The sequence below is a fragment of the Pseudoalteromonas sp. 2CM28B genome (genome assembly GCF_023161935.1).
Genome location: NZ_JALNTH010000062.1, coordinates 1 through 26,431 on the forward strand (window position 1 = coordinate 1; position 26,431 = coordinate 26,431).

General features: G+C 41.1%; 28 protein-coding genes and 1 pseudogene. 9 read left to right on the top strand and 20 right to left on the bottom strand.

Annotation, left to right across the window (positions count from 1 at the left end; translation table 11 throughout):
• Both MTN96_RS35210 and MTN96_RS35215 read left to right on the top strand, forming a co-directional pair.
• A pseudogene (locus MTN96_RS35210) lies at positions 1–275 on the top strand (hypothetical protein); the annotation flags it as partial.
• Between the two features lie 89 nt (positions 276–364).
• Positions 365–844, top strand: coding sequence for an RNA-binding protein (locus MTN96_RS35215; RefSeq protein ID WP_248534614.1), 480 nt, complete (start codon positions 365–367; stop codon positions 842–844).
• On the opposite strand, the gene murI is transcribed toward MTN96_RS35215, so the two are convergent.
• Together murI and MTN96_RS35225 are read right to left on the bottom strand one after the other, a co-directional pair.
• On the bottom strand, positions 807–1,604 hold the full coding sequence (murI, locus tag MTN96_RS35220) for a glutamate racemase (RefSeq protein WP_248534616.1): 798 nt from the start codon (positions 1,602–1,604) through the stop codon (positions 807–809). The two genes, MTN96_RS35215 and murI, sit on opposite strands and share 38 nt — an antisense overlap.
• Before the next feature lie 65 nt (positions 1,605–1,669).
• Positions 1,670–2,809 (bottom strand): DUF5610 domain-containing protein, encoded by a 1,140-nt coding sequence (locus tag MTN96_RS35225; RefSeq protein WP_248534618.1) that lies wholly within the window; start codon positions 2,807–2,809, stop codon positions 1,670–1,672.
• Between the two features lie 165 nt (positions 2,810–2,974).
• Here MTN96_RS35225 and trmA point away from each other — a divergent pair, with 165 nt between their 5' ends.
• Complete coding sequence (gene trmA / locus MTN96_RS35230; protein ID WP_054983929.1) at positions 2,975–4,072, top strand: tRNA (uridine(54)-C5)-methyltransferase TrmA; 1,098 nt, start codon at positions 2,975–2,977, stop codon at positions 4,070–4,072.
• A gap of 10 nt (positions 4,073–4,082) precedes the next feature.
• Here the strand turns inward: trmA and MTN96_RS35235 are convergent, their stop codons facing one another.
• The 5 genes from MTN96_RS35235 to ccoG are packed head-to-tail and all read right to left on the bottom strand — an operon-like array spanning position 4,083 to position 8,358.
• The gene (locus tag MTN96_RS35235; RefSeq protein WP_248534620.1) at positions 4,083–4,535 is read right to left on the bottom strand and encodes a DUF523 domain-containing protein; all 453 of its coding nucleotides are present in this window, start codon (positions 4,533–4,535) and stop codon (positions 4,083–4,085) included.
• 59 nt (positions 4,536–4,594) lie between these two features.
• Positions 4,595–5,233, bottom strand: a complete 639-nt coding sequence (locus tag MTN96_RS35240; RefSeq protein WP_004588433.1) for a thiol:disulfide interchange protein DsbA/DsbL — start codon at positions 5,231–5,233, stop codon at positions 4,595–4,597.
• Positions 5,234–5,251: 18 nt separating this feature from the next.
• Entirely contained in the window at positions 5,252–5,875 is a 624-nt protein-coding gene (locus tag MTN96_RS35245) for a thiol:disulfide interchange protein DsbA/DsbL (protein ID WP_024032543.1), read from the bottom strand.
• Positions 5,876–5,905: 30 nt separating this feature from the next.
• Complete coding sequence (locus tag MTN96_RS35250) at positions 5,906–6,880, bottom strand: serine/threonine protein kinase (protein WP_248534622.1); 975 nt, start codon at positions 6,878–6,880, stop codon at positions 5,906–5,908.
• Positions 6,881–6,927: 47 nt separating this feature from the next.
• Positions 6,928–8,358, bottom strand: coding sequence for a cytochrome c oxidase accessory protein CcoG (gene ccoG, locus MTN96_RS35255; protein WP_248534624.1), 1,431 nt, complete (start codon positions 8,356–8,358; stop codon positions 6,928–6,930).
• A 288-nt stretch (positions 8,359–8,646) separates the two neighbouring features.
• Between ccoG and MTN96_RS35260 the strand changes: the two genes are divergently transcribed.
• A complete protein-coding gene (locus MTN96_RS35260) occupies positions 8,647–9,006 on the top strand; it encodes a hypothetical protein (protein WP_004588437.1) in 360 nt (119 codons plus the stop codon).
• Positions 9,006–9,212 carry a hypothetical protein gene (locus MTN96_RS35265; protein WP_004588438.1) on the top strand — a complete coding sequence of 69 codons (207 nt, stop codon included), beginning with the start codon at positions 9,006–9,008 and terminating at the stop codon, positions 9,210–9,212. The genes MTN96_RS35260 and MTN96_RS35265 overlap by 1 nt, the downstream gene beginning before the upstream one ends.
• A 32-nt stretch (positions 9,213–9,244) precedes the next feature.
• On the opposite strand, the gene MTN96_RS35270 is transcribed toward MTN96_RS35265, so the two are convergent.
• The 13 genes from MTN96_RS35270 to gspC all read right to left on the bottom strand — a co-directional run bounded on the left by MTN96_RS35270 (position 9,245) and on the right by gspC (position 21,242).
• Entirely contained in the window at positions 9,245–9,832 is a 588-nt protein-coding gene (locus tag MTN96_RS35270) for a UPF0149 family protein (RefSeq protein WP_096042409.1), read from the bottom strand.
• 18 nt (positions 9,833–9,850) lie between these two features.
• Entirely contained in the window at positions 9,851–10,609 is a 759-nt protein-coding gene (locus MTN96_RS35275) for a type II secretion system protein N (protein ID WP_064387295.1), read from the bottom strand.
• A 3-nt stretch (positions 10,610–10,612) separates the two neighbouring features.
• A complete protein-coding gene (gspM, locus tag MTN96_RS35280; RefSeq protein WP_121638089.1) occupies positions 10,613–11,086 on the bottom strand; it encodes a type II secretion system protein GspM in 474 nt (157 codons plus the stop codon).
• The gene (gene gspL, locus MTN96_RS35285) at positions 11,083–12,291 is read right to left on the bottom strand and encodes a type II secretion system protein GspL (protein ID WP_121638090.1); all 1,209 of its coding nucleotides are present in this window, start codon (positions 12,289–12,291) and stop codon (positions 11,083–11,085) included. The genes gspM and gspL overlap by 4 nt, the downstream gene beginning before the upstream one ends.
• On the bottom strand, positions 12,288–13,274 hold the full coding sequence (gene gspK / locus MTN96_RS35290) for a type II secretion system minor pseudopilin GspK (protein WP_004588443.1): 987 nt from the start codon (positions 13,272–13,274) through the stop codon (positions 12,288–12,290). The genes gspL and gspK overlap by 4 nt, the downstream gene beginning before the upstream one ends.
• A complete protein-coding gene (gene gspJ / locus MTN96_RS35295; RefSeq protein WP_004588444.1) occupies positions 13,274–13,894 on the bottom strand; it encodes a type II secretion system minor pseudopilin GspJ in 621 nt (206 codons plus the stop codon). The genes gspK and gspJ overlap by 1 nt, the downstream gene beginning before the upstream one ends.
• 3 nt (positions 13,895–13,897) lie before the next feature.
• On the bottom strand, positions 13,898–14,269 hold the full coding sequence (gene gspI / locus MTN96_RS35300; RefSeq protein ID WP_024032554.1) for a type II secretion system minor pseudopilin GspI: 372 nt from the start codon (positions 14,267–14,269) through the stop codon (positions 13,898–13,900).
• 2 nt (positions 14,270–14,271) lie between these two features.
• Complete coding sequence (gene gspH, locus MTN96_RS35305) at positions 14,272–14,856, bottom strand: type II secretion system minor pseudopilin GspH (protein WP_004588446.1); 585 nt, start codon at positions 14,854–14,856, stop codon at positions 14,272–14,274.
• Between the two features lie 50 nt (positions 14,857–14,906).
• On the bottom strand, positions 14,907–15,329 hold the full coding sequence (gene gspG, locus MTN96_RS35310) for a type II secretion system major pseudopilin GspG (protein WP_004588447.1): 423 nt from the start codon (positions 15,327–15,329) through the stop codon (positions 14,907–14,909).
• Between the two features lie 79 nt (positions 15,330–15,408).
• Complete coding sequence (gene gspF / locus MTN96_RS35315) at positions 15,409–16,644, bottom strand: type II secretion system inner membrane protein GspF (protein ID WP_004588448.1); 1,236 nt, start codon at positions 16,642–16,644, stop codon at positions 15,409–15,411.
• A 2-nt stretch (positions 16,645–16,646) separates the two neighbouring features.
• Positions 16,647–18,215: a type II secretion system ATPase GspE gene (gene gspE / locus MTN96_RS35320; protein WP_004588449.1), complete on the bottom strand. Its 1,569-nt coding sequence runs from the start codon at positions 18,213–18,215 to the stop codon at positions 16,647–16,649.
• Positions 18,208–20,277, bottom strand: a complete 2,070-nt coding sequence (gene gspD, locus MTN96_RS35325) for a type II secretion system secretin GspD (protein WP_248534626.1) — start codon at positions 20,275–20,277, stop codon at positions 18,208–18,210. The genes gspE and gspD overlap by 8 nt, the downstream gene beginning before the upstream one ends.
• 23 nt (positions 20,278–20,300) lie before the next feature.
• The gene (gene gspC, locus MTN96_RS35330; RefSeq protein ID WP_054983940.1) at positions 20,301–21,242 is read right to left on the bottom strand and encodes a type II secretion system protein GspC; all 942 of its coding nucleotides are present in this window, start codon (positions 21,240–21,242) and stop codon (positions 20,301–20,303) included.
• Between the two features lie 213 nt (positions 21,243–21,455).
• On the opposite strand from gspC, the gene hslR reads away from it, so the two are divergent.
• The 4 genes from hslR (at position 21,456) to MTN96_RS35350 (ending at position 25,807) form a co-directional block, all read left to right on the top strand.
• The gene (hslR, locus tag MTN96_RS35335) at positions 21,456–21,878 is read left to right on the top strand and encodes a ribosome-associated heat shock protein Hsp15 (protein WP_248534628.1); all 423 of its coding nucleotides are present in this window, start codon (positions 21,456–21,458) and stop codon (positions 21,876–21,878) included.
• Between the two features lie 12 nt (positions 21,879–21,890).
• Positions 21,891–22,736 (top strand): Hsp33 family molecular chaperone HslO, encoded by an 846-nt coding sequence (gene hslO / locus MTN96_RS35340; RefSeq protein ID WP_024032560.1) that lies wholly within the window; start codon positions 21,891–21,893, stop codon positions 22,734–22,736.
• A gap of 261 nt (positions 22,737–22,997) precedes the next feature.
• Positions 22,998–24,536, top strand: coding sequence for a phosphoenolpyruvate carboxykinase (locus tag MTN96_RS35345; RefSeq protein ID WP_004588454.1), 1,539 nt, complete (start codon positions 22,998–23,000; stop codon positions 24,534–24,536).
• Between the two features lie 158 nt (positions 24,537–24,694).
• Entirely contained in the window at positions 24,695–25,807 is a 1,113-nt protein-coding gene (locus tag MTN96_RS35350) for a PepSY domain-containing protein (protein ID WP_248534630.1), read from the top strand.
• The last annotated feature ends 624 nt before the right edge of the window (positions 25,808–26,431 follow it).

Genomic DNA, 26,431 nt, shown 5'->3' on the forward strand with positions numbered 1-26,431 from the left:
TCCTTTATTTTTCGAGTCAACACTTAATTTTAAACTTTCTTTTTAGAAGATTTAAAACCGAAGTTTTACTTAACTCTGTGAGCAGCTCTTGCCTCGCTATGCGTTGGCGTTCCCCGTCTCAGTGGGGTCGCATTATAGGGAGATCCGAAAACAGATCAACCCTTTTTTTAGATCTTTTTACTGTTCGAACAAAAATAGAGCAAAACAGTGTAAAACTAGCTAAATCACTGGCTAAGATGATGCTTTTTTATACTGATTTTTATTATTTAATATAAATTTCATTGCTATGTTCGTTTAAGACGTTAAGATAGCAAGTTCACAATGTTAAATTAATGTTTATTTCCTGTTTATTGGTAGATCTAAAATGAAATTACCCGATCAAAAATCTTTTATCTTCTCTATTATTCTTGCTGTAGTTGGTTTTGTTATTGTTGAGTTTGCTTTAGGCGGCTTAGCTTTAAGCCCAGCATTGCTATTTGGTGCTGGTTTATTAATTGGTGGGATTGCTATTGCTGCAATGTCATCGGAAGGTGGTGAAGAAGCTGAAGTTAAAACAAAAACACTTTATGTTGGTAATCTTCCTTATCGTGCAAATGAAGGTGTTGTTCGCGCTTTGTTTGAAGAACAAGGTAAAGTTTTCAACGTGCGCCTATTAAAGGATAAAAATACTGGCAAACGTCGTGGCTTTGGTTTTGTTGAAATGGCACAGGCAGATGCAGACAATGCAATTGCTAAGTTAAACGATAGTGAGTTCCAACAGCGTACTTTAAAAGTACGTGAGGCAAAACAAAAACAAGAAGATGATTCTAGCTCTTTACGTACTGAGACGGATCAATCAGTGTAACGTGCTTTATAGCTAGCTTATTACTAAAAACATCAGCCGTTGCATAATATTGCAGCGGCTTTTTTTTGTCTGTAAATTTATTTCCAAAGTTATGCTGCTCTAGTAGGTAGTTTACTCTGCTAGCGATGGCCGCGCCTGAATCGAGTAATTGCACTGCGTTATTAAAGTACGCTTGTATGGCATCGCTAAGAATTGGGAAATGTGTGCAACCTAGTACAAGTACATCTATATCTGAGTTAATGCGCAAACGCGTAAGCTCATTATGCAGTTTGAGTGTATCTAGCTGCTGAGTGAAAAATAACTGCTCTGCCAATGCCACCAGCTCAACACTGCTATATAAACTCACTGTTACGTTGCTGGCATGCTCTTTTATTAATGTATGAGTATAGGGGCTTGCAACTGTGGCGGGGGTTGCCAATAAGCCGATGTGCTTTGTGCGAGTTACTTCAGCAGCAGGCTTTATTGCTGGCACTACGCCTACAATAGGTATTGATGTAATTTTGCGTACTTCACTTAAGGCTGATGTAGAGGCTGTATTGCAGGCTATAACAATAAGGTCGACATTAAGCGCGTTTTGCTCAATAAAATAAATGAGTGAGCATAAACGCCCTATAATAGTTTGCTGGGTTTGCGCGCCATAAGGGAGTAACGCATTATCCATAAAGTAGCTGTACTGTGCATCTGGAATACGCTTTTGAATATGCTCAAGCACGGTGGTGCCACCTATACCTGAATCAAATACCATTATGTGGGCTGACAAACTTTGGTTCCTACTGTTTATTAAGAACGGCAGTTTGCCATGAGGTATTTATAAAAGAAAGTAGTTTAGCTTTGCTCAGACTTTAGCGCGTCGAGTGCGTCGCCCGCTGAATTTAATTGGTTTAGGTTTTCAAACATTGCCTGGGTGTAATCAACTAGCTGATCGACCGCTGCTTGATCTTGGTTTAGCCACTCTATAATACCGGCAAGCTGATCTTGTAGGCCTAGTTGCGATGCTTTATCAAATGCATTTTTTAGATCGTCATTAAAAGGCGCGATCGCATCGGCTACTTCTTTTGTTGGGTTTGGCTGATATTGCTCATAACTTTTAACGGTAGCGACTGTTTTTGTTTGACGAAGGTCCATTGAAAATGCAACAAGTTGCTCACTGCCTAAACTCAGCTCTTGTGCTTTTTCAAATGCTTCATCCAAATCACCACTAAAGAATGTTTTACTTACACCTTGTAGCTCTTCCATCATGGCATTAATAGCATCTTGCTCTTGTTCGTTTAAATCACCATTAACCGACATTGAAAAAGACAGCTCTCGAGATTGCGACGATGAGCTGGCAAACGATTCGCTATTATTGCTTTGTTGATACCCGCTCGCTGTTTGAGACTCATATGCATCAGCAAAGCTAATACTGACCTCATCACCTTCGGCCGTTGTAAACTTATACTCGGCATTGCTGCTCATACTTACATATTGTGCTTGGCTTACGCTAACACTGGCCGCTTGTGGGTTAAATAGGGTTTGCTCAAACTCATCAAGCCCCTCAAAAATGCCTTCTTTTGACTTGTCGATGCCCTCTTGCATTTCTTCGTTAAATACACCGGTGCCTTTTAGCTCATCAACCGCTTCGTCTATACCGGTTTGAACACCTGTGCGCGCATCATCTAACATATTTTTTAATTTATCGTCATCGGCACCATTGGCTTTGGCTTTATTAACTGCGCCAGATACAAAGTCGAGTACATTTTTTACTATTTCATCAAAATCGAATAAAGGTTTATCGGCTTGTTTTTGCTCAACAGGTAAACCTAGTTGCTCTGCCATTTTGTCGCCAAGCACTTTTGCAGCAAGTTCTCTGCCTCGCTGTAATGAACTTTCTTGCGGAGAATGGATAGTTGGCTGCTGTAGCGCCTCTTTATTACTGAATTTGTTTACGTTGTTGTTTGGCGTATAGCCATAATTACCGATTTTCATGATCCACCTCCGTTACGTACTTAGCTTATTATCGGCTAATAGTGACAAAACTAAAGTACATGTTTAAAAAAACAGCAACTTTATTATCAGCAAAACTAGACAAATACTGCTCGCTCCCTACAATAGCGCCGATAAATAGATCTCATAGATAAGGTAGTAGCATTAATGGCAGTGATTAAAATAGATACCACACAGTACGATACGCAGCTAAATGAAAAAGAGCAGCGTATTACGTCGCAATTTAAGCGATTTGGTGTGCAAGCGTTAGAGGTGTTTAGCTCAGAGCCAATTAACTACCGCCAACGTGCTGAATTTAGAGTATGGCACGATGGGGATGATCTATTTCATATTATGTTTGATCAGGCCACGAAAGAAAAAATTCGCGTCGACACCTTTGACCCTGCCGCGCCCTTAGTTGGTGAAGTTATGCAGGTGATGATTGATAATTTAAAGTCGTGTGAAGTATTACGTCGTAAGCTGTTTCAAATCGATTATTTATCGTCATTAAGTGGCGAGATTTTAGTAAGCTTGCTTTATCACAAACCACTCGATGATCAGTGGCTGACTGAAATAAAAGCCCTGAAAGAAAAACTGAGCAGCAAATACAACATTGACTTTATCGGTCGTGCGCGCAAACAAAAAGAAGTACTAGGCAATGATTTTGTTACTGAGCGTTTAACCGTAAACGGCCAGGAGCTTATTTATCAACAAGTAGAAAATAGCTTTACGCAACCTAATGCTAAAGTGAATATAAAAATGCTGGAGTGGGCACAAGACTTATGTAAACCACTGAGTAATGACCTGCTGGAACTTTACTGTGGTAATGGTAATTTCTCTATTGCATTGGCGGGTTCGTTTAATCGCGTATTGGCTACTGAAATATCTAAGTCTTCTGTGCATTCGGCGCAATACAACATTGCTAAAAATAAGGTAGATAACTTAGATATAATTCGTATGTCGAGTGAAGAGTTTACCCAGGCAATGAATGGCGAACGTACCTTTTCGCGTTTAGAGGGGATAGATTTAAAAAGTTACGATTGTCAAACTATTTTAGTCGACCCTCCACGCGCAGGTATGGATACCCTTACCTGTGACTTAGTGGCCAACTACGAGAACATTATTTATATATCGTGCAACCCAGAAACGCTTGAGCGCGATTTAGATCATTTAACCCGTACTCACAATGTTAAGCGCTTTGCGATATTTGATCAGTTCCCTTATACGCATCACATAGAATCGGGTGTTTTCTTACAAAGAAAATAGTGAGTTAATATTATAATGCCAGCACCTTTATAAGTGCTGGTATTTGATTTTCACTAAACACTTCAATTTGATGCTCCATCAGCAACTTAGCAGTCATGCCCATGCCCTGTACTTTTACCCCACTATGGCTACCATCGTAAATTGTATTTCTACCACACGAAGGGCTCGACTCTTTAAGTAAAGCAAAACGAATTGCATGCTCATTACATAAGTCTAGGGCTTTAGCTGCACCTGATTTAAATTCTTTAGTTACATCCTCATAAGTGCTCGTTACTACTCTGCCTTGTTTTATCTCTGCTGATGCTCTAGGTGTTGGCAATCCACCAGCCACCTCAGTACAAAACATAACTAACCTATTTTCTTTACGCCATACATTAATTTGCGGGTGCGATAATGCTTGGCTTTTACCATCGTATCGAACAGGTAAGCCAAATAAACAACTCGATATTAATACTTTTTCCATTGCTATATCCCTATAAACAAAAAAAGCTCCTTACGGAGCTTTTTTTGTTTTAGCAAATCTTACTTGTTCGCTAAATAGTTAATTAATTTACTAATATCTTCTGGCGCGGTAATACCAGACTCACGCCCTAGATTTAATTTGTATTTACCATTTACGATAAAGGTTGGTACGCCACGTAGCGCGCCTTTTTCTTTAAAGTAATTTTGGTCACGCTTCATTTTAGAGCTTAAAGTACGTACCGAGAAGCTTTTGTATAGTTTATCAAACTTATCGCCATCAACACCTTGCGCTACAAACACATCTTTTACATCTGCAAGCTCGTTAAATTTAGCGCGCTTAGTGTGAATGTGATTAAAAATAGCCGCAACAATTTTATCTTTTTGCGGAAGTACTTCCGCGGTTGCTAGCGCTTGGCTCATCATTTGTTGGTTTTCTGGATCGCGAACACCGACAAAATCAACGTGACTCTTTTTAAATTTAACGTCTTTGTCTAACTTTGGCTTAAACTCACCAATTAACGCTTCCATGTTATTACAAGCAGGGCAATAAAATGAGAAAAACTCTTTTACTTCTGGCTTTTTAGTCGCGCGCTCTGCAACTACATCGTAATGTACGCCTTCTTCATAAGTGGCGGCTACACTGCTCGCAGCCATAGGCAGTAGTAATGCAAGTAAACCTGCTTTAACTAATTTGATCATTGTTATTGTTCTCCGAGATTAAAGTGTTAGTAAAAAAGCAACTAACTCATTCAGTTCTTGCTGGTTATTAATGGTGTTAATGTTTATTTTATACTTATCGTTTACGATAAAGGTAGGCACACCTGTTAGCGCACCTAGTTTTGAATATTTGTTTTGTTTATCTTGCATGGCACGCTCAGCTGAAATAATTGGCATGCTGGCAATGTCTTGATCAAACGTTGCACTATCGATACCGTTAACTTCAAGCAACTTTTTAACGTCTTTCATTTGCGTTAAAGGTGCGCGCTGTACATGAATACTTTTAAAAATTTGGTCGCTGATACTTTGTGCTTGACCGTGCTTTTTACCAATTAAGTAGGCGTAGCTTAAGTTGCTTTGCGCCTGTGGAGATACACCACCTAAAAAGTTAACGTGATTTTTTATAAATTCAGTGCCCTCAGGTAGGCTTTTTTCAATTGCCTTTGCAACAGGCTCAAATTTAAAACAATGCGGACAGTAAAACGAGAAAAATTCGGTTACTTGCGGCTCTGCGCTTTTTTCTACATCAATAACAGTATACTGGTTATCGGCTTCAAACTGTGCAGCAAGGGCTGCAAATGGTAAACATAAAAGTAGTAGGCTCAGTTTCAATTTTTTAAGCATTGGTATCTCGTGTACTTTTTAAATAAAATTTTATGGCAATAACTTCAGCGGAGCTTCTTGCAGTGCTGCAAACTGCTCTTTAAGCGCTAAAATTTGTTGCTCCCAGTATTTGTCTTCAGCAAACCATGAAAAGTTCCGTACGAACGCAGGATCACTCCATCGTTTAGCTACCCAACCCATATAGTGAATAATACGCATTGCACGAAGCGGTTCAATTAATTTGAGTTGAGTGTGGTCAAAATCACAAAACTCTTCATACGCATTTACAAGGGTGTCTAACTGTAACAGCTGTGTTTGACGATCGCCACTGAGCATCATCCATAAATCTTGAATGGCCGGCCCCTGACGAGCGTCATCTAAATCAACAAACATAAGTGCTTCGCCTGCCCACAAAATGTTACCTGCGTGGCAATCACCATGTAAGCGGATCTCTTGCACATTTTTATACTGTGCTTGCGCTTGTTCAATAACCAAGTCCAATATGGTGTAAAAAGCCGTGCTGATCCCCATAGGTACCAAATTACTTTTTTGCAGATGAACTTTAGCTGTATGCAAATATTCCTCGCAGCTAAAAGTAGGTCTGTGCTCAAATGGTTTGCTTTTAGCCACCTGATGCATACGGCCAATTAAACGACCCATTACATCAAGTTGATCCAGGTTATCAACTTCAAATTGTCGCCCGCCTACACTTGGAAATAACACAAATACATAACCTTGGTGCTCAAATAAGCTTTCTCCGTTGTGCTTAATGGGTGCAACAACGGGTACTTCGGCCTCAGCTAATTCAAATGCAAAGTCGTGCTCTTCTTGTATTTGCGCTTTGCTCCAGCGCTCTGGTCGGTAAAACTTAACAACGTAGCGCAGGCCATCTTCCGCCTTAAATTGGTAGACTCTGTTTTCGTAGCTATTAAGTGCTAATAAACCTGACTCTGCATATATACCAACGCTTTCTATCGCATCGAGAATTAAGTCGGGCGTTAAATCTTCAAAACTAAATTTACTCATGGGCTTCTTAATGTAAAAAGCGGGTTACCCCGCTTTTGTTAGTGTGTTTATCGCGCTTTAAAAAAGTTACTCGGTTGCGATATGCTTTCATCGGGGTCATTAACCGGTGAAAGTACAAAGTTAAACTCCGTCATTGGCGCTTTTAAATCATACGGGTCCATCACAATTGAAAGTGGCACATTATGCGATTGCCCTGCTTGCACTGTAAATGTTTGCTTGCCAATGTACTTAAAGTTTTCAAGGCCTTGAACATCAATATTAAAGGTTTGCTCGTACTGCGCCTTGTTGATTACTTTTAATGTATAGGTGTTTTCTACCAAGCCATTAAAGTCAACACGATACAGTTGGTTACGGTCTCGTATTATGTCAAAGTCCATAGGCTTTCTAAATGCAATGTTAGCCACCAGCGCACTGGTAAGCACCACCAGTATGACCGTGTAACCTATGATTTTAGCTCGCAGTGGGTTGGTTTTATTTTCAGGTGTTTCGAGATTACGCTCTGTAGTATAAGAAATAAGACCCCGCGGATAATCCATTTTATCCATTACACCATCGCAGGCATCAATACATGCGCCACAGTTTATACACTCGGCTTGCAAACCATTACGAATATCTATCCCTGTAGGGCACACCTGCACACACAAGTTACAGTCTATGCAATCGCCCATTTCTAAATCTTCGTGGGCAATTTTACGCGAGCGTGGGCCTCGGCTTTCGCCGCGTTTTTCATCGTACGTTACGGTGTAAGTGTCTTTATCAAACATAGCTGATTGAAAACGTGAATAGGGGCAAATGTGTAAACACATAATTTCACGCATCCACCCTGCATTAGCGTAAGTACACGCTGCAAAGAAAATAATACTTACCAGCGCGTAACCACCTACATTAAAGGTAACAAAGTCAGGGAGTAATTCACGGATAGGCGTAAAGTATCCGACAAACGAAATCGCCGTATATAGGGCAAATAAAACCCAACTGGTGTGCTTTGCTGTTTTTCGCCAAAACTTATCAAAGTCCATCGGGCGTTGATCTAGCTTTTTACGCTGATTCGCTGTGCCTTCAAACTTTTCTTCAAACCAAATAAATATAAAGGTCCATACAGTTTGCGGGCAGGTATAGCCACACCATACTCGGCCATAAAAGGTAGTAACCAAAAAGAGTGCAAACGCGGCCAACATAAATATAAAGGCTAATATAGTGAAATCTTGCGGCCACAGCGTTAGCCCAAAAATATTGTACTTTTGGCCAACTAAATCAAATAACACAGCTTGCTGGCCATTAAAATTTATCCAAGGCAAAAGCATAAAGGCAAGCATGCCTAAAAAGCCTATACGCTGTCTAAGTAACTGATGAAGCCCTTTTACTGCGCGAACATAAATTCGGTTACGTGGGTTAAACCTGTCGTCTTGACGGCTTAAATCCGGTTGTTGGATTTTAACCTCTGCAGGTATATTCTTTACTTTAATTTGCTTGTCCATCGAAGTTCCTCAACGCCGCTTGGAAATAAAAACGTAGCAATATGTGCGTATTCTATACTGTAACTGTAGTTCGTTAATGGTAAATGTGATTAGTTTAAATAATCAGCTGTTTGAATACTTTCAGATATTTCAGAAATATCTAACTGCTGTTGGCTATTATAACAATACTGGCTAAAATTACAGGTATAGATTGCTAATAATTTATTCATCTCAGTTACTTGCTTTTAAAATGCAGTTTATTACACTGCTTGCTAAATTTACCCCATTAAGATCAAGGTTTACGCATTCATGAAAAAGTTTATTATATTGGTCATTCTGATCCTTGCGTTTTTTACTATTGATCACCCATTAGTTAAAGAGCCCCGCGAAAAGCTATTAGGTGAAGGTGTGGGTTTTTTAAGTGATGCGAGCAAAATAAACCGTAGCCCAGCAGCCAATATGGCTAAAAACCGCATTAGCAGTGCGTTAAAGCTCTCTGAGTCTGAACACGAATATATTGAAAAAACCTTTACCACTGATGATTCAGTGCAGTTATTTCATTTACGTTATTGCCGTGAGCGCGACCTAAATTTATATTTTTACGAAGAGCGTTTAAATACAGTGTGTAAAATTGTATCGGATGCATTAGAACAAAAGAGAGCTAAGTAGTGGATTTTTCGCAGTTAAACAAAAAAGCGAGTGACTCTTTTCATAAACAGCGCACAATACTTAAAAAGCTATCGCAAGGAAAAACCTTGCATTGTGAGCAGTGCGGCGAGGTGTTAACACTCGATTTAGCCACCAGCGAGCCGGGTAAAGGCGTTGTTAAGTGTAAAAAAGGCTGCACTGATATTATTTTAGAACTTGGCGCTTAATTATCCTAAGCGCCGTTTAATACACCTAAAGGCTACTCTTCCCACCCTTCATCTGTAATCAGCCCACTGTTTATGGCTACCACTTCAATAAGCTCGGCAAAACCTAATGCAAAGTCGCCCATTGATTCGTACTGATACTGATATAAAGCTTCGAGTGTCATGCTATTTTGCTGCGCAATTTGCACTCTTGCTTGCTCATCAACAGCAAAAAAGCTAAGCGTACTTAGCGCACTCTCTAGTGCTTCTTTGTACTGAGGCTCTAAAGCGGGAGCTGTTAATAGAGGTTGTGCGTATTCTTGAGTAGCACGTAAAAAACCTTCACTCCACGCTTGGGTATAGTCTAGGTCAAAATTGGCGGGTAACTTGTAACCGGTTTCAAATACTTGCTCACTAATTTGATGGTATAACGCCATAAATAAAAATAGTATTTCTTCGTCTAAATCGTTAGCCGTATTAGGCACAATATGCGCTAACCACTGGTGAACTTCTAATGGGCTTGGCGAACAAATAACCCCAAATAGATAGCCTTGGCTTTGTGTTAATGACATAGCCTGAGGTTGAGTACTTAAAAATGCACTTAATTGCTGTGCGTGTTGCTCGTTAAACTGTGGTAATTGCATTAAATCTCTTTTATTACATTAAAAATTTAGTGGGTAGCGGCCCTGTGCATCGGGGCGGCCTAAAAACTTAACCGCGTCGTGTACATCTTTTGGTAAGCTGGCATCAGGTTTAACATAGCCTGCTACTTTAAAGTCAAAGTTAGCTTTAAGTGTTGCGTCGGCTTCAAGACCTAACGTGTTATCTGGGTCGACCAAAATAGCTATATCGCCCGACTTACAGCTTAACATGCCACTCAGTGGCCCTATATTAAACCAGCCATTAAAGCCTTTAACATCTATATTTGGGCTAGCAATCTCGCCTTTTAATGACTCACAATAAGGCACACCTGAGGTGTACTCGTTAAGCTCTAAAATGACTCGACCTTTAGCCGTAGCTGGTATAGGTAGTGCAATACGTTGCATGGCACGCTCTACGGTCGAGCGAATTATACCATCGGTAACTTTAACCACATTATTAAATAATCCGTAATTCACATCAGCATAGCCCGAAATATCGCTACGCTCACGCGGATTACCAAATTTTAAGTTAGCATTTAAATTACCCGTAAATAACTGCCAGCCAGCAATATCCCAGCGTACATTATTTAGCTGCTCGTCTTGATAGCGCACTTGCATCATTTGACCTTGCCATACACTCCCTACGGTTTGCCCTATTTCAAGCTGCTTTGGTAAGTACGGCTTAGCTAGGTCTAACGCAATGGCCGCTGGTAATTTCATTATGCAAAACACAATAAAACTAATAAAAAATACCACTGATAATATTATTATTTTTTTCATTAATTACTTCTCTAGTACTAAGCGGCTTACACGTACAAACCCTGATTTATCATCTTTGCTTAAATCAAGGTTCTCTACTGTTAAGCCATGCTGATTAACCAGTTCGTCTAACCATTCTATTAATTGATTAAACTCTACCGAATCAAGCGTTAAACGTAACGAGTTATCGTTAGGCTGCATTTTACTAATAGTAATACGATAGCGACTACGCGTTGAATTAACCACTTGGCTAATATTTTGATTGCTAATTGCCTGCGTGTTACCCGCCGCTTTTAACTTTACTATGCTTTCATCAACCCATACGAGCAGCTCTTGCTGAGTGACGTACGACTTTTTGGCTTTATCTATAGCGTTATTTAGAGGTCTAAAAATCCCCATTACTAAAACAAAAATAACAAATATACCACCAGCAACCATAATCAATTGCTGCTCCTGCTCTTTTAAAGAGCGCCAGTATTGCATTATTTGCTTTTTCATACTGCACCTCGCAGTTTAATTTCGCCTACTACAAAATCGCCATCGTTATTTAACGACCCTTGCTCAACCGTTAACCCTTGTTGCTCAAGTATACTTTTTACTTTACCAAACGTTTGAAAGTCTTTTGCGCGTGCGCGTATTCGCAGCTCATTACGGCGTTTATCGTAACGTAGGGTTTCTGGCGTAAATTCGCTTACTTGCGAAAACACGCCAACCAATTGGCTGGTCAAATCTAAAAACCCGGCTTCACTTTCGCCATTAATGGTTTTAAGCGCGCCCCTGATTTGGCTTTTAATTAAGTTAGGACGTACTTTAGTTCCGGGAAATGCTTTTTGGTATCTATCCACTACCTGGGCTTTAGCAAGCTCAACACGCGAGTTAAGTTGATTTAGTTCAACAAGCTTTATTGCAATGGTAGCAAATAAAGCAACACCGGTAATAATGGCTGCGCCCTTCCAATAACCCCACCACAGTGCACTTTTCTTTTTAAGCTGGTACATACCTTGGCGTAAATTAAATTTAACGCTGGGAAGTTGTTTAGCAAATAAGGCCAATGGTAAATCGTAGTCGCTTGCTTGCGAAATTAGGTTAATACTTTCAGGAAACTGATTAGCCGGGCTATAGTGCTTTACGCTCGGCTCGCCAAGTGCACTTAAGTAATCCCTTAGCCAGCTATTCTCAACGGCACTAATATGCCAATCGCCTCTTTTAAATAACCACTGATTATTAAGCTCTATGGCGGTTAATGTATCATCGTCGGCTGTAGGCAGTAGCAGGGCATCAGGTAAAATGGTGTATACCGCCAAGTTATGCTCTGAAAATAAAGCAAGCCAAGCCTCAAACCACTCGCGGTCTGTTAAGGCAACTTTAATTGCATGCTGCTCATTAATCATAGTGGGCTCGCCAATTGCGACAAATAGCTCGTCTATATCGCACGCAATATCTTCTTCAAGCATGTATGGCAACGCTTGCTCTAACTTACGATTCCACTTAGTCGGCAACGCCACTGTTTTAAGCTGCACCTGATCGCTAGGCAGTAATACCACTACCTCGCGGGTTTGCGCTTTTTCACTTAGCTCACTTAAACGGCTTGCATCGGTTAATTCCCCACTGGCAATTATTTCTTGTTCTTGTGGTGAATAAATTAACCAATTTAATTTATCTTGCTCTGTTTGACCCGTGCGGATCAGCAGTATTTCTGTCACTGTACGCCTCCAAATTTTCGCGCCAGTATCGTTACTTCGCCATTTTTGGCATGAAGTAATGTGGTCATCGAAAAACGCAAATCGACAAATGTCGCCTGCGTTTGTAATTTAAAATATTCGCTGTTAATACTAAATAGTTCTTTAACCGAATCTAAATTTGTACCGCCTTGCTGCTGTACCTCGGAAAAAAATTCATCCACGCTATCAAATCCGGTTTCAGGGCGAGCTGCTATAACGGCCTCTGCGCCCGATAACGATAATTCGTCAATCATGGCACTTAAAATAAGTGCCTGTTCGGGAAGTAACGTATTAACGTTAATCGATAATAAGGGAGACCCCGGAATAACACACACAAAAGGTAATACTTTTTCCATTACGAGCGGATTAAAACCTTTTACCAAACGCAACTCAGAAGGTGATGCAAATAAACTATTTGCGCTCATATAAGGGTAATCACGCGATAAATACTCGTCTTCTTCAGCGCCTGAACGATAGGTAATGCTGTTTTCATCAAGCCAGTCAAATACACTGTCTGCCATTGCTTCTTCGCTTTCCTCGGCAGGTAAATCTTCAATGTTTTCTAATAATGCAAAGAGTGCTTTATGAGCAGGGTTGGTTTTGCTGGTAGAGTTTGGGTCTGGCACTTCCCCTAATGCATTTAAATTTAAACACGCCTGTAAGTCAGTAATTTTACCGCTTAGAGTACCGTTATCTACAGGGTATTGGGTGTCGCCTTGCGTGGCCCAAACCTGATCTAACGAGGTTTTGTCAGGATCATCGTCTTTACTTAACTTTAGTGCCTTTATTGCCAGCTCTTCACCGCCGTAGGCATACCACTTTGCTTGTTGATGCCCTTGCAGGTTAGTGCTTTTTTGAACCTGCACCATTAAATTAGCACTCATTTCTACGGCTAATATCGCGGCCAGTGCAACAATAAACAGCACAATAACTAATGCGGCACCGCGTGATTCGCGCTTATTCATTAATTACTCTCCCCGCTGTTTTTGCCCTGCCCGGGTACTAAAAAAACACGACGAATAGGCTCTGCCTCAATTTGTTGTAAAGTAACCGCAACCGCTTTAGGTAAGGCTTTTATTTGCCATTGCTCTTGCCATTCGTTGTTGGCATCTAAAAATTCAAATTTAAGCTCTTCAATACCTTTTAAAACAACTTGTACCCGCGGCTCCATATTATCAAGCTGATCTACATACACTCTGTATACACGCTCTAAATTGTCATCAAGCACTCTATACCCTACGGCTTGTAACTCAGAGCGAGGCAGCAAGTTGATTGGGTTTACCCAGCCATCACGTACAAACGCAATACCATCGTATTGGCTTTCTAATATATAACGCCCTGCTAGTAAGTATTGCTCTTGCGCATCACCGGCTTCATTACGTACAGTGCGCTGAGTCATTTGGCTAAAGTCTTGATCCATTAACCTAAATGCGGTTTGTAGGCCGTTAAGCTCCGCTATTTTTTCATCAGACGCTTCTTTTGCTTTGGTGGTTGAGTCTAAAATTTGGTGAGTAGCCATAATCACCACCGCTAAAATAGCCATAGCAACTAATACTTCGATTAATGTAAATCCGCGCTGCTTCACTTATTAGCTACCTTTATTTAAATAAGTTGAAAGCTCGTACACCGATTGCTCGTATTTTTCGTCGCTAAAAACATTTATGGTCACTTTTACAAAGCTTTTGTCTGCAGTTTTTGCTATTTCTTGCTTCCAAAACCACTCAACGCCCGCCATTACTTCGCTGCCGCGCGCGCCATTTTTAGCCTGCCAGTCTTTACCTTTACTACGCTGCACCACAAGCACATTTTCTGCCACCCACGATGCATATGTTTGCTCTTCAAGTGTTGTTAAATGATTTATATGCTCGCCGGTTGCTTGCATAGCTGCAATCCCAGCCATAGCACAAATACTTAACGCTACAAGCACTTCGAGTAAGGTAAAGCCTTTATTTAGCCTCATTATTATGGCTCTTTTCGCAAATTAACAGGGGCTGTAAATTCCCCTTCAATGTAATACACAGGCTCGCTTTGCTCTTTTAATTCAACAATAAGCTGAAAGGCGCTGACCTCGCCAGATGATAAAATAAGGACTTGCGGTATTTTTAGTTTTTCAAGCTCTAATAAGCTATCGTCATCGCCGCCGCTCATTAGTTCACGCCAATTTGCTTGCTCAAGTAAGTTCTCTTGTGACCAGGCTAAATCTTCTAAATTGAGCGTGAGTTTTAACCGTTCATCCAGCTCAATAGGCTTGTAAAGATCTTCGCGGTCAAAGGTAATCCATTTTTCGCCATCAAATACTAGAAACTCAAGGGTGTTTTCTTCAACCATTAAGCCAAGTTCTATTTGATTTAAAATAGCAAATTCAGAGGCCATGTTAATGGTGGTATGCAGCCTAAGCGCTTGTGTATCAAGCTCATCTTCGGCACCGCCTTCTAAGCTGTATACCACCATTTTGGTCGCAAATGCGATAATAGTAAGTACCACTAAAATTTCTATTAAGCTAAACCCACGGTGGTGGGCGCGCATACGATTAAGGCTTACTTGCATAGTAAGCCTCGTGCAATCGTATTTAACCATACTGCTTGGTTAAGTCGCATTTATTGCTCGTCTTCGTTCCAGTTGCCAATATCATCATCGGTACCGGCTTCGCCATCAGGTCCCATCGAAAAAATATCAAACTTGCCAATTTCACCTGGGCTAATTAGCTGGTACGGGTTGCCCCATGGATCTTCTGGTAATTCATTTACAAAACCACCATCAGGGAAACGCTTAGGAATTGGCTCAATGCTGGTTTTATTGACCAATGCTTCTAAGCCTTGCTCTGTGCTTGGGTAGCTTTTATTTTTAAGCTTGTATAAGCTCATTGCATCTTCAAGCTGTTGAATATCTAGATGTGCTTTATCGATAGCAGCTTCTTCTTGTTGGCCCATAATATTAGGCGCCACAATTGACATAATCATCCCGATAATAACCAATACCACCATTACTTCGAGTAAAGAAAAACCTGATTGTTTATTCACGTAAATACCTCATTTTCCAAAAACATAATTTAATTTGGCGTCATCTAAGTAAATACTAACTTAGCTAACCCCTTAAAGCTTAAAGTCCTACCGCTTTATTCATTGCCATTATTGGCTGTAAAATAGCCATTACTATAAACAAAACAATCACCGCCATTGAGGCAATCATTGCTGGCTCTAATAATTTTAATGATACGTTTACCATGCTTTCAAACTCACGGTCTTGGTTATTAGCCGCGCGCTCTAACATTTGTTCTAGCTCACCTGATTTTTCACCGCTGGCGATCATGTGCAGCATCATCGGCGGAAACAATTTGGTTTGCTGTAAAGCCGCTCTTAGGCTTGCACCTTCACTGACTCTATCGGCAGCATCTGCCACCGATTTTTTCATTTTTTTATTCGCTAATACACCACCCGATATGCGCATTCCTTCAAGTAGTGGCACTGAGCTTGACGATAAAATACTGAGCGTACGTGCAAAACGCGCGGTATTAATACCCCGCGCTACTTTACCAAAACCAGGCATGTGCAGTACGCGGTCGTCCCACCAAAAGCGAATTTTAGGTTGTTTAAGTGCATGTTTAATGCCTACTGCCAGCGCAGTAATGACTAACAAACTTATAAACCAATAATTTTGTACAAAGTGGCTGCCTGCCATAACCCATTCGGTCGTCCAAGGCAGTACTTGCTTAGTTTTTTCGAAGGTTTTTAAAATTTTAGGCACTACGGTACCGAGTAAAACCGAAACAATACCAATAGCAAAAATAACCAAAATGGTAGGATAAACCATGGCTTGAGTAATTTGGCTGCGCATGTGTTGGCGCTGCTCGGTGTAATCGGCAAGGCGATTTAATACTTGGTCAAGGTGCCCTGATTTTTCACCTGCGGCTACCATTGCTCGGTATAAATCGTCAAATACATGTGGAAATTCACTCATGCCATCGGCCAGTGTATAACCCTCTACTACCTTTGAACGTACCGACATAAGCATACGTTTTAAGCGAGGCTTTTCACATTGCTCTGCCACCGCCATGACAGCCCCTTCAACTGGCAATGCCGATTGAATGAGCGTCGCAAGCTGGCGCGTAATAAGGGCTAAATCGGAGGTTGATACGCTGGGTTTAAAAAAACGACTTAATAGCGGCGTTTTTGCGCCACTAACTTGTTTTTCCCCTTCTGCTGCAGGGACAACTTCAAGCGGCGTAAGTTTTTTTTCGCGCAGCGCTTGGCGAATTTGCTTAGCTGTATCGGCTTCTAAAATGCCTTTTTGTTCTTTCCCTCGGCCATCAAGGGCACGGTATTCAAACGCCGCCATGGTTAGGCTTCCTCACGGGTAACGCGTAGAATTTCTTCAAGGGTTGTTTTGCCTGCCAGTACGCGGCTACAGCCATCTTGGCGTATGCTTGGGCTTTTTTGGCGAATGTATTTTTCAACACTTTGCTCGCCTTTACCGCTGTGGATCATTTCGCGTATTTCTTCATCAACCACGAGTAATTCATGAATACCAGTACGGCCGCGGTAACCATTAAAGTTACACTCTTCACACCCTACTGCGCGGTAAATTGTAGGTGCGCTATCAAACGGTACACCTAGCAGCTCACACTCACGTTCATCAGCAGTGTGACCTTCTTTACAGCTATTACATAAAGTACGTACTAAGCGCTGCGACAGCACGCCTAACAATGACGATGACAGCAAGAATGGTTCTACACCCATGTCTTCCATGCGGGTAATTGCGCCCGAGGCGGTGTTGGTATGTAGCGTAGACATAACTAAGTGACCTGTAAGCGATGCTTGCACGCCAATTTGCGCGGTTTCAAGGTCACGTATTTCACCGACCATTACAACATCGGGATCTTGACGTAATATTGCACGAAGCCCGCGGGCAAAGGTCATATCTACTTTGGTGTTTACTTGTGTTTGGCCAATCCCCGGAATTTCGTACTCTATTGGGTCTTCTACCGTTAAAATATTACGATCGCGAGAATTTATTTGGCTCATACCGGCGTATAAGGTGGTACTTTTACCAGAACCCGTTGGGCCTGTAACCAAAATAATACCGTGTGGTTTACTAATTAAATCAGCAAACAACTCTCGATTTTGCGGCGTCATGCCTAAATCTTCAAGGTTTAAGCGGGCATTGTTTTTATCAAGTAAACGCAATACTACACGCTCACCAAAGCTAGATGGCATGGTAGATACACGTACATCTACTGCACGCCCTGCAATACGCAGGCTAATACGACCATCTTGCGGAATACGTTTTTCTGCTATATCTAGTTTCGCCATTACCTTAATACGCGAAACGAGTAACGAAGCAAGCTTACGATTAGGTTTAAGCACTTCTTTTAATACGCCATCAACCCTAAAGCGAATCACGAGCTCTTGCTCAAAGGTTTCGATATGTATATCGGATGCACCTTCTTTAATTGCTTCGCTTAACATGGCGTTGATTAGTTTGATGATAGGCGCATCATCATCGCCGGCTAATAAATCTTCGGTTTGTGGGAGCTCATCGGCAAGGGAGAATAAATCGACCTCATTACCAATATCTTCCATCATTTGTTGTGTTTCAGAGCTGTCGCGCTGATACGCAGCCTCTAATAGTAACTCAAATTTATCGTCAGCTAACTGCTCTAGGGTAAAGCCTTTACCTGCAATGCGACGCACTTCTAGCAATACTTCAACATCTAGCTCGCCGCGGTAATACACAACTTGCTGTTCATTATTTTTACTAAGCAGTACACCCGCTCTGCGCGCATACGAAAAAGGTAAACGCTTTGGAGGCAACTCAACTAAATCGTTACTTGTAAGTAACTCCTCAGAGCGTGTTTCATCACTACGATGAACCACGTCTTCGTTTATTTGTTCTATTGCGCTAGTCATCTTCACGCTCTGCACGTTCTTTAGAGCTCAATGCTTTTAAGTGCTCTTCATAAGTTGGTGGCAGAATAAGCTCATCATCCCAAGATGGGAGTAAAGGAACATCTGAATTTGGCATAAGCTCTATGCCATCTTCTTTCTCTTTCATTTGCTCGCCACGGATAAAGTTATACTTATTAAAGCTTAACTTATTCATATTAACGCCATCGCGAATAATAGTTGGACGAATAAATACAATAAGATTACGCTTACGTTTGGTCGTATTAGTTGACTTAAATAAGTGACCTAAAATTGGGATATCACCTAAAATTGGTACCTTAGATACACTCTCTTGTACGTCTTCATCAATTAAGCCGCCTAACACAACCATACCGCCATCATCAGCCATAACGGTTGTGGTAATGGCGCGCTTATTAACAGAAATATCGACAGCGGTTGCACCACTTACACTCGATACTTCTTGTTCAATTAATAATTGTACTGCTGAGCCATCGTTAATTTGTGGGGTTACTTTTAGTTTTACACCCACCTCTTGGCGTTCAATGGTTTGAAATGGATTATCGTTATTACTGCCTGTTTGCGAACCAGTAATAATGGGCACTTCTTGACCCACTATCATCGACGCTTCTTCGTTATCCATGGTGGTAATTGAAGGTGTAGCAAGTATGTTTGAGTTAGTGTCAGTTGAAACGGCCTGAATAATTGCACCCCAGTCGTTTTTAACTAGACCAAACGCTAAGCCATTAACACCGCTTAATAATGAAGCAAGCGCGGTGTAATCACCTTCTGACGTTTCATCGTAACTGGTAACTAAGCCACTTTCTGAGCCTATTACTGTTTGAGTAGTGGTTGTGTCTTGCGCTTGAATACCTGCAACCGCTAATGAGCCTACAGGCACAGTTGAGCCATTATTAAACTGCAACATACCGCCATCTTCTGAAATCCATTGCGTACCTAAGTTAACGCCATCCGATTCCATTACTTCAACAATAATCGCTTCTACAAGTACTTGCGCACGGCGAATATCGAGCCTATCAATCACGGTCTCTAATGAGCGCATGGTATCGGGCTGTGCTGTAATAACTAATGAGTTTGAGTCAGGGTGAGCTTCAATACTGGCATCGTTTTTATTGTTTGTGCGAGTTTTACTTGTGCCTTGGCCATCTTCTGCAAGCGTTTTACTTACGCCTTGCAGTACTTTTACTAAATCCTCTGCTTTGGCGTAGTTTAAGTAAAATACTTTGGTATTACCTTGGCTTTCAAGTTCGCCATCTAGGCGCTTAATTAGTTCTATAGCACGGGTACGGGCTTGCCCTTCACCGCTTACTATTACGCTATTAGTACGGCCATCGGCAACTACCTTAGGGATCAAAAATTCAGGAACGCTGCCTTTACCGCTGTCTTTGTAAATATTTTCAACAACCGATACTACATCATCTGCTGTTGCATATTTAAGCTTAACAATATCTACACGCTTATCACCGGCTTGATCTACCGAGCGAATAATTTCTACTAAGCGATTAACCGACGCTGCATGGCCAGTAAGCATCATGACATTGGCAGCATTAAAGTTTGCTACATGGCCACCGTCTTTTTGGTCGCTAAATTGACGTACTAATGGACCAAGCTCTTGAACACTTACATTTTTAACGCGTACCACACGGGTGATCATCATATCGCCCGATGCAGCGCTGTTTTCTGTAATTAGCGGCACATTTGATTTTTTAGCGTCAGAGCTTTTTTCAATCTTGATAATACCGTTGTCCATTTCTACTGCTGAGTAGCCATACACTTCGAGTACATTTAAGAAAAATTGGTAGTACAGCGCTTCATCCATTAACTCATAACTGCGTACGTTTACTTTACCGCGCACATTTGGGTCAATGATCACTGTTTTATTAAGGTTTTTACCAACAATGTTTATAAACTCGTTGATATCTGTGCCTTTAAAGTTTGCAGCATATTCAACAGCTGAAACCGACAACGGAATACTGGCTGCTAAAAAAAGCGCTGCGTACTTAGCTAACCCTTTTTTAATTTTTTTGAGGTGTAGCACCTGAACCATTATGTTAAAACTCCAAAGCTAAGTTATTGCAGGCTAAATTGCACATCGATTTGCTCACCATCACGTTCTATCGTAATTGTGGCATCGCTGGTATTACGCAGCTCATTAATAGCTGCCATTGCCTGTTGTAAATCTGTTAATTGGTAGCCGTTAATAGCCACGGCTAAATCATTATTCTGTAGGCCCATTTGTTTAAACAGAGCAGGCTCTTTACCTGGGCTCAAGCGATAGCCGATTAACTCGCCATCGCTCATTGCTTGTGAAACACGAATATAATCAAATAACTTACCAGGCTCACTTAGTAGCTCTTCTCGTGTTTCTATTATTGCTTCTTTTACATCTGGGTCAGCGGTTGCGTTAATTTGCAACTCGCTTTGTTCTATTTTTTGCGGCCCCATGTCTTGTGCTTCGCGAGCGGCAAGCACAGGCATAGACACTTTTTTACTAAAGTCGAGACCATCTAGCATTAGCGTTTCAAATCGGCCGTTTACACTTAAAATAACGCGATCGGGAAGTATTTGCGCAACCTCTGCACGGGTGCCTTGTACAACCTCTTCAACTAAGTAACTAACTTGTCGCCCCTGTGACTCAATAATAGCAATACCTGCCTTATCGTCGTTACTTACAGCAACAATACCGGTTAGATTAATACTTAAGCGTGTTTCTGGCGCATTATTAATTACTTCGTTTTGCTGCGCAGTATTAGTTTTATTTGTTACAGTTTTTTTACCAAATAAAAATTGCTCTATAATATTTTGTACTGAGGTAGTACTAGAAGCCTTCGATGCGGCTGAATAGTGAGATGGAGTAAGCGGTGTAGAGACCGGTTGTGGCCATACCAGCCATACTAATTTTGAGAGTAAATAAGCAAGATAAACAACGACTAACAGCGTAACTACTGCGCTTAATTTAGCATGGGGTAGCCGTGTTAAAAATTGTTTAAGCTGTTGAATTTGCTGTTCCATAATAATGTTCTTATTTTAATTTACTGCATAAGCGCGTACCCATAGTACCCTTTCATTTTTCATTCAACAAGCACACTAATATTAAACTTTGTAAACAGATTAATATAACAATGTAATGTTGACTAAAAAACCAGCACGCGCCGTAATACCTTCATCCTACGATGATTTCATGATAAATTTTACGATATATAAATAGTCGATTGAAGAAGCCTAATGAGTAAAAAAAATAATACTAATGCCGACTCAGACCACAACAGTGTGCCAAAAGTTCGATTAGATAAATGGTTATGGGCTGCGCGCTTTTATAAAACCCGTGCGCTTGCACGCGAAATGGTGCAAGGCGGCAAAGTACATTATAATGGGCAACGTACTAAAGCGAGTAAAATTGTGGAGGTTGGCGCAACCATAAAACTTGCCCAAGGCGTTGATGAAAAGCTTATCAAGGTACTTAAAGTGCTTGAAAAACGCCAAAGCGCCCCCATTGCACAGACCTTGTATCAAGAAACTGATGCAAGTATTGCAAAACGCGAAGAAAACGCCATCGCACGCAAAAATAACAGCTTCTTTGCTCCACATCCGGATAAAAAGCCCGATAAAAAGCAACGACGCGAACTTTTAAAAATGAAATCAAGTTAGGTATAGCCGCTCATGCAACAAGATTTACTTCACCGTTATTTATTCGACAAACTCGATGTTCGTGGCGAACTCGTTCAAATTGAGCACGCCTACAACGAGATGATAGCTAATCACAATTACCCTGAGCCAGTTAAAGCATTATTAGGTGAATTACTCGTTGCAACGTGTTTATTAACTGCCACTTTAAAGTTTGAGGGTGAAATAGCCGTTCAGCTACAAGGCGATGGCCCTGTTAAATACGCTGTTATTAACGGCGACGATAAACAAAATATGCGTGGTATTGCGCGCATGCAAAGCGAGGTTAGCGGCACAACGGTAAAAGAGCTTGTAGGTAAAGGTTATATGGTTATCACCATTACTCCAACCAAAGGCGAACGTTATCAAGGCATAGTGCCTCTTGAGCACGATACATTAAGTAAATGTATTGAAAGCTACTTTGAGCAATCAGAACAGCTAAAAACACGCCTTTGGTTTGCAACCGACACAACAGAAGGGAAAGCCAAAGCCTGTGGGTTGTTTTTACAAGTACTGCCTGTTGATAAGCAAAAATCAATTAATGACTTTACTCACTTAGAAGCCTTAAGCGATACAATTAAACGCGAAGAGCTATTAGAGCTTGATGCCAATACCGTATTAACGCGCTTATATCACGAAGATAACCCGCGCGTATTTGACCCGCAAGCTATTACATTTAAATGTGGCTGTAGTAGAGAGAAAACCATTACTGCTTTAGTTAATGTAGGCCAACAAGCATTACTTGATGATGTTGCTGAAAATGGCGCTGTTAACATTAGCTGCCATTATTGCCTAAAAGAATATGTTTTTGACGAGCAAGATATTAAAAATATTTTTAATTAACCTCCCACTTCATAATCAAATATAAAGCCGCAAAATATGCGGTTTTATATTATAAAATGATGATACCGGTGTCATGAATTTTGTTAATTTACTGACACCGGTATCATTGAAATTATTCATGTTTTTTAGCAAATATATGTGTTTTTAGGGCCTTTACAGGCTCGAATATCTCAAATCCTTCTGTTACTATAATTTCAGCTTAAGGGAACTAAGAACCCAGAGCTATCCCGTTCAAACTCTCACACATAGTTAGGTATAAACATGACTACAAGCGCAACACGTTTTGTCGATTTAACCGCAGCTGAACTTGTCGAGCATGCGATTCGTCGTGGCGAAGGGACACTAGCCGCAAATGGAGCCTTTGTTGCAATTACAGGCAAGCGCACTGGTCGCTCTCCTAAAGATCGCTTCATTGTAAAAGAAGCAACAACGCAAGATGATATCCAATGGGGCAATGTAAACCGCCCATTCGATGCTGACAAATTTGACGCTTTATGGGCTCGCGTAGAAGCACATGTGCAAAGTAATGACCACTTCACCTCTCACCTAGAAGTTGGCGCAGACCCTGAGCACTATCTACCTGTAGTTGTTACTACAGAAACAGCGTGGCACCATATTTTTGCTAAAAACATGTTTATTGAGCCTAAAAACTATAATGCATCTGATTTACCCCAATGGCAGGTAATGAATGTGCCTTCGTTTGTTTGTGACCCACAGCGTGATGGCACCAACAGCGACGGAACTGTTATTATTAACTTTGCTCAACGCAAAGTGTTACTTGCTGGTATGCGTTATGCCGGTGAAATGAAAAAATCGATGTTCTCCGTTCAAAACTTTCTTCTTCCAGCAAAAGGTGTATTACCAATGCACTGCTCTGCTAACGTAGGAGAAGCGGGTGATACAGCACTATTCTTTGGTTTATCGGGTACTGGTAAAACAACTTTATCGGCCGACCCAACACGCTTTTTAATTGGTGACGACGAACACGGTTGGGCACCAGGAAGCGTATTTAATATCGAAGGTGGCTGTTACGCAAAATGTATCGACCTCTCACAAAAAAATGAGCCAGTAATTTGGAATGCTATTCGCTTTGGTACAATTTTAGAAAACGTTGTACTTGATGAAACACGCACACCTGACTTTAACGATACAAGCTTAACGCAAAATAGCCGTGCTGCTTACCCGCTAGAGCACGTAGAAAAGCGCAAAGTTGAAAACCGTGCTGGCGAGCCAAAAGCTGTTGTATTTTTAACCTGTGATGTGAGCGGTGTTTTACCGCCGGTTTCTGTACTTAGCGAAGAAGCCGCAGCTTTTCACTTTTTAAGTGGTTACACGGCTAAAGTGGGCTCTACAGAGATTGGCTCAACTAGCGATATAGAATCTACATTCTCAACGTGTTTTGGCGCCCCTTTCTTCCCTCGCCCTGCAGGTGTTTACGCTGAGCTGCTTATGAAGCGTGTACGCGAATTTGGAGCAAAGGTTTACCTTGTTAATACAGGGTGGACAGGCGGCCCATACGGTACCGGTGAGCGTTTTGATATTCCAACTACCCGCGCTGTAATAGATGCAATCGTATCTGGTAAATTAGCCAATGTAGAGACCCAGCATATCGATGTATTAAATCTAGACGTACCAGTGGAAGTCCCTGGTGTGGATAGCAAGCTACTTAACCCAATTAATACATGGGAAGATAAAGCAAAATATAATGAATATGCAGCAAAACTTGCCGCTGACTTCACTGAAAACTTCGCTAAATACGATGTATCAGATGATATTAAAAATGCAGGCCCAAAAGCATAATTAATTACCAAGCCTGATTTAAACGCCAGCCTATAAAGCTGGCGTTTTTGTTTGCTAAGCTAACTTTATTGCTGCGACATTTTGTCGCAGCTCTTTTCTATTAAACAAAGATACAATGCGCCTTCCCTATACCGCATATTTTTAATGGTCACTCTTTTATGCGTTTTGATGGTTCATGGCGAAAAATAGCAAGACGTGTACATTTATACCTAGGATTATCTATTGGAGGTGTACTCGCACTCATTGCTCTAACAGGTTCTATACTCGTTTATTACCCCGAACTAGATGAAAATATAAGTAATTTAAGTACAGAAACAGCGAGGCCTATAAATTGGGATACCGCATATCAAACACTAAAAACTCACTACCCAGATAAACAAGGCCCGTGGCGTTTAGAAAGCACTAAAAATAAACATTATATTCCCGCAAGATATTACAACCCAAACGAAACAGTGGGTCACGCTTTCGCACCACTTATGGTTTGGCTAAGCCCTGATGGCAGGCTTATATTACGTCAGGATGTATGGGGTAACTACTTTGTTACCTGGATTTATAACGTACACTTCTCGTTACTTGCAGGTAGCGCTGGTACAATCGTTATAGGCTATATAGGAATAGGTAGCCTTATACTCCTCATATCTGGCCTATGCGCTTGGTGGCCTAAAAAAGGGCAATTGGCTAAGTCATTAAAGTTTAAAGCGCGCAGCTCTTTACTGGGCTTGTTATATGACTGGCACAAGTTGCTTGGTTTAATTTTTGCTCTGCCTTTAATCCTATTAACAGCAACCGGTATAATGCTGGCAATACCAAAGCAAACCGATCCTTTAATAACATCCCTGCTTGGAAATATAGATAAACCTAACAGCGCAATAATAAAACACCAGCGCAGTATTTCTTTATCAGCAGCACTTAGTACAGCACAAGAGGCCATGCCAAATACACGGCTAGCATGGGTAGAAACCCCGTCAAATCACAATGCGGTATATCGGTTTAGGTTCAAAACCAAAAGCGATCCCTCTTATCGCTTTCCTCACAGTTATGTGCAAGTAAATGCAAGCACAGGAGAGCTCATAAGTGTTTTTAATATAGATAAGATGAGCATTGCCAGTAAATTTAAAAACTGGTTGCATCCACTTCACAATGGCAGCATTGGCGATCAGCCATTACGAATTCTATGGGTTTTATCAGGTGTAGCCAGCGCTTTGTTATTTGCCCTGGGCCTTTTTAGGTGGCTCATTAAAACGAAACGATTTAAGTGCACTATAAGCTAATTACAAAGCTTATTTAATATATCAAACGAGCTTTTCACAACCTAAACCTGATTGTATAACTACGACCTGATTACGACCTGCTTACGCAGCGTAAATCAAAGCAAAGGCTATATAGATAGTCAAACCGCCTTATACCAAACTTGAGGTACTACGCATGAGAATAAGCTAAACCCTATGAACTGTTTAAAATTAATTAATTACTTTAAGTTATATTGCATGCTTTAATCGCGGGCTTCGTGAGCCTCAATTCACGCTACAAAGGAGTGGCGGAACTATATAATGGCAGGTATTTCACTTTTCTAGAGACGTAGAAAAAATGCTTCATTTCTTAAGCAACGATCTGCTATTAGGAGTCGGTGTGCTACGCTGTCAAATGTCGTGCGTACTAAGGTACGCATATATAAAAACACTATATTTAACATACAAAGATGTGTGGTGAGCCTTACCCGCGGGTTTCGTGATACTCAACCCACGCTACGGAGGTTGTGGAGACTGTGCGAATAGGAGACTGTGCGAATAATATCTGGAATGTATTTTTACTTTTCTGCGGACGTAAAAAAGCCCGGCTCTTTCGAGTCGGGCTTTCTTGTATTTGGAGCCTGGCAATGTCCTACTTTCACATAG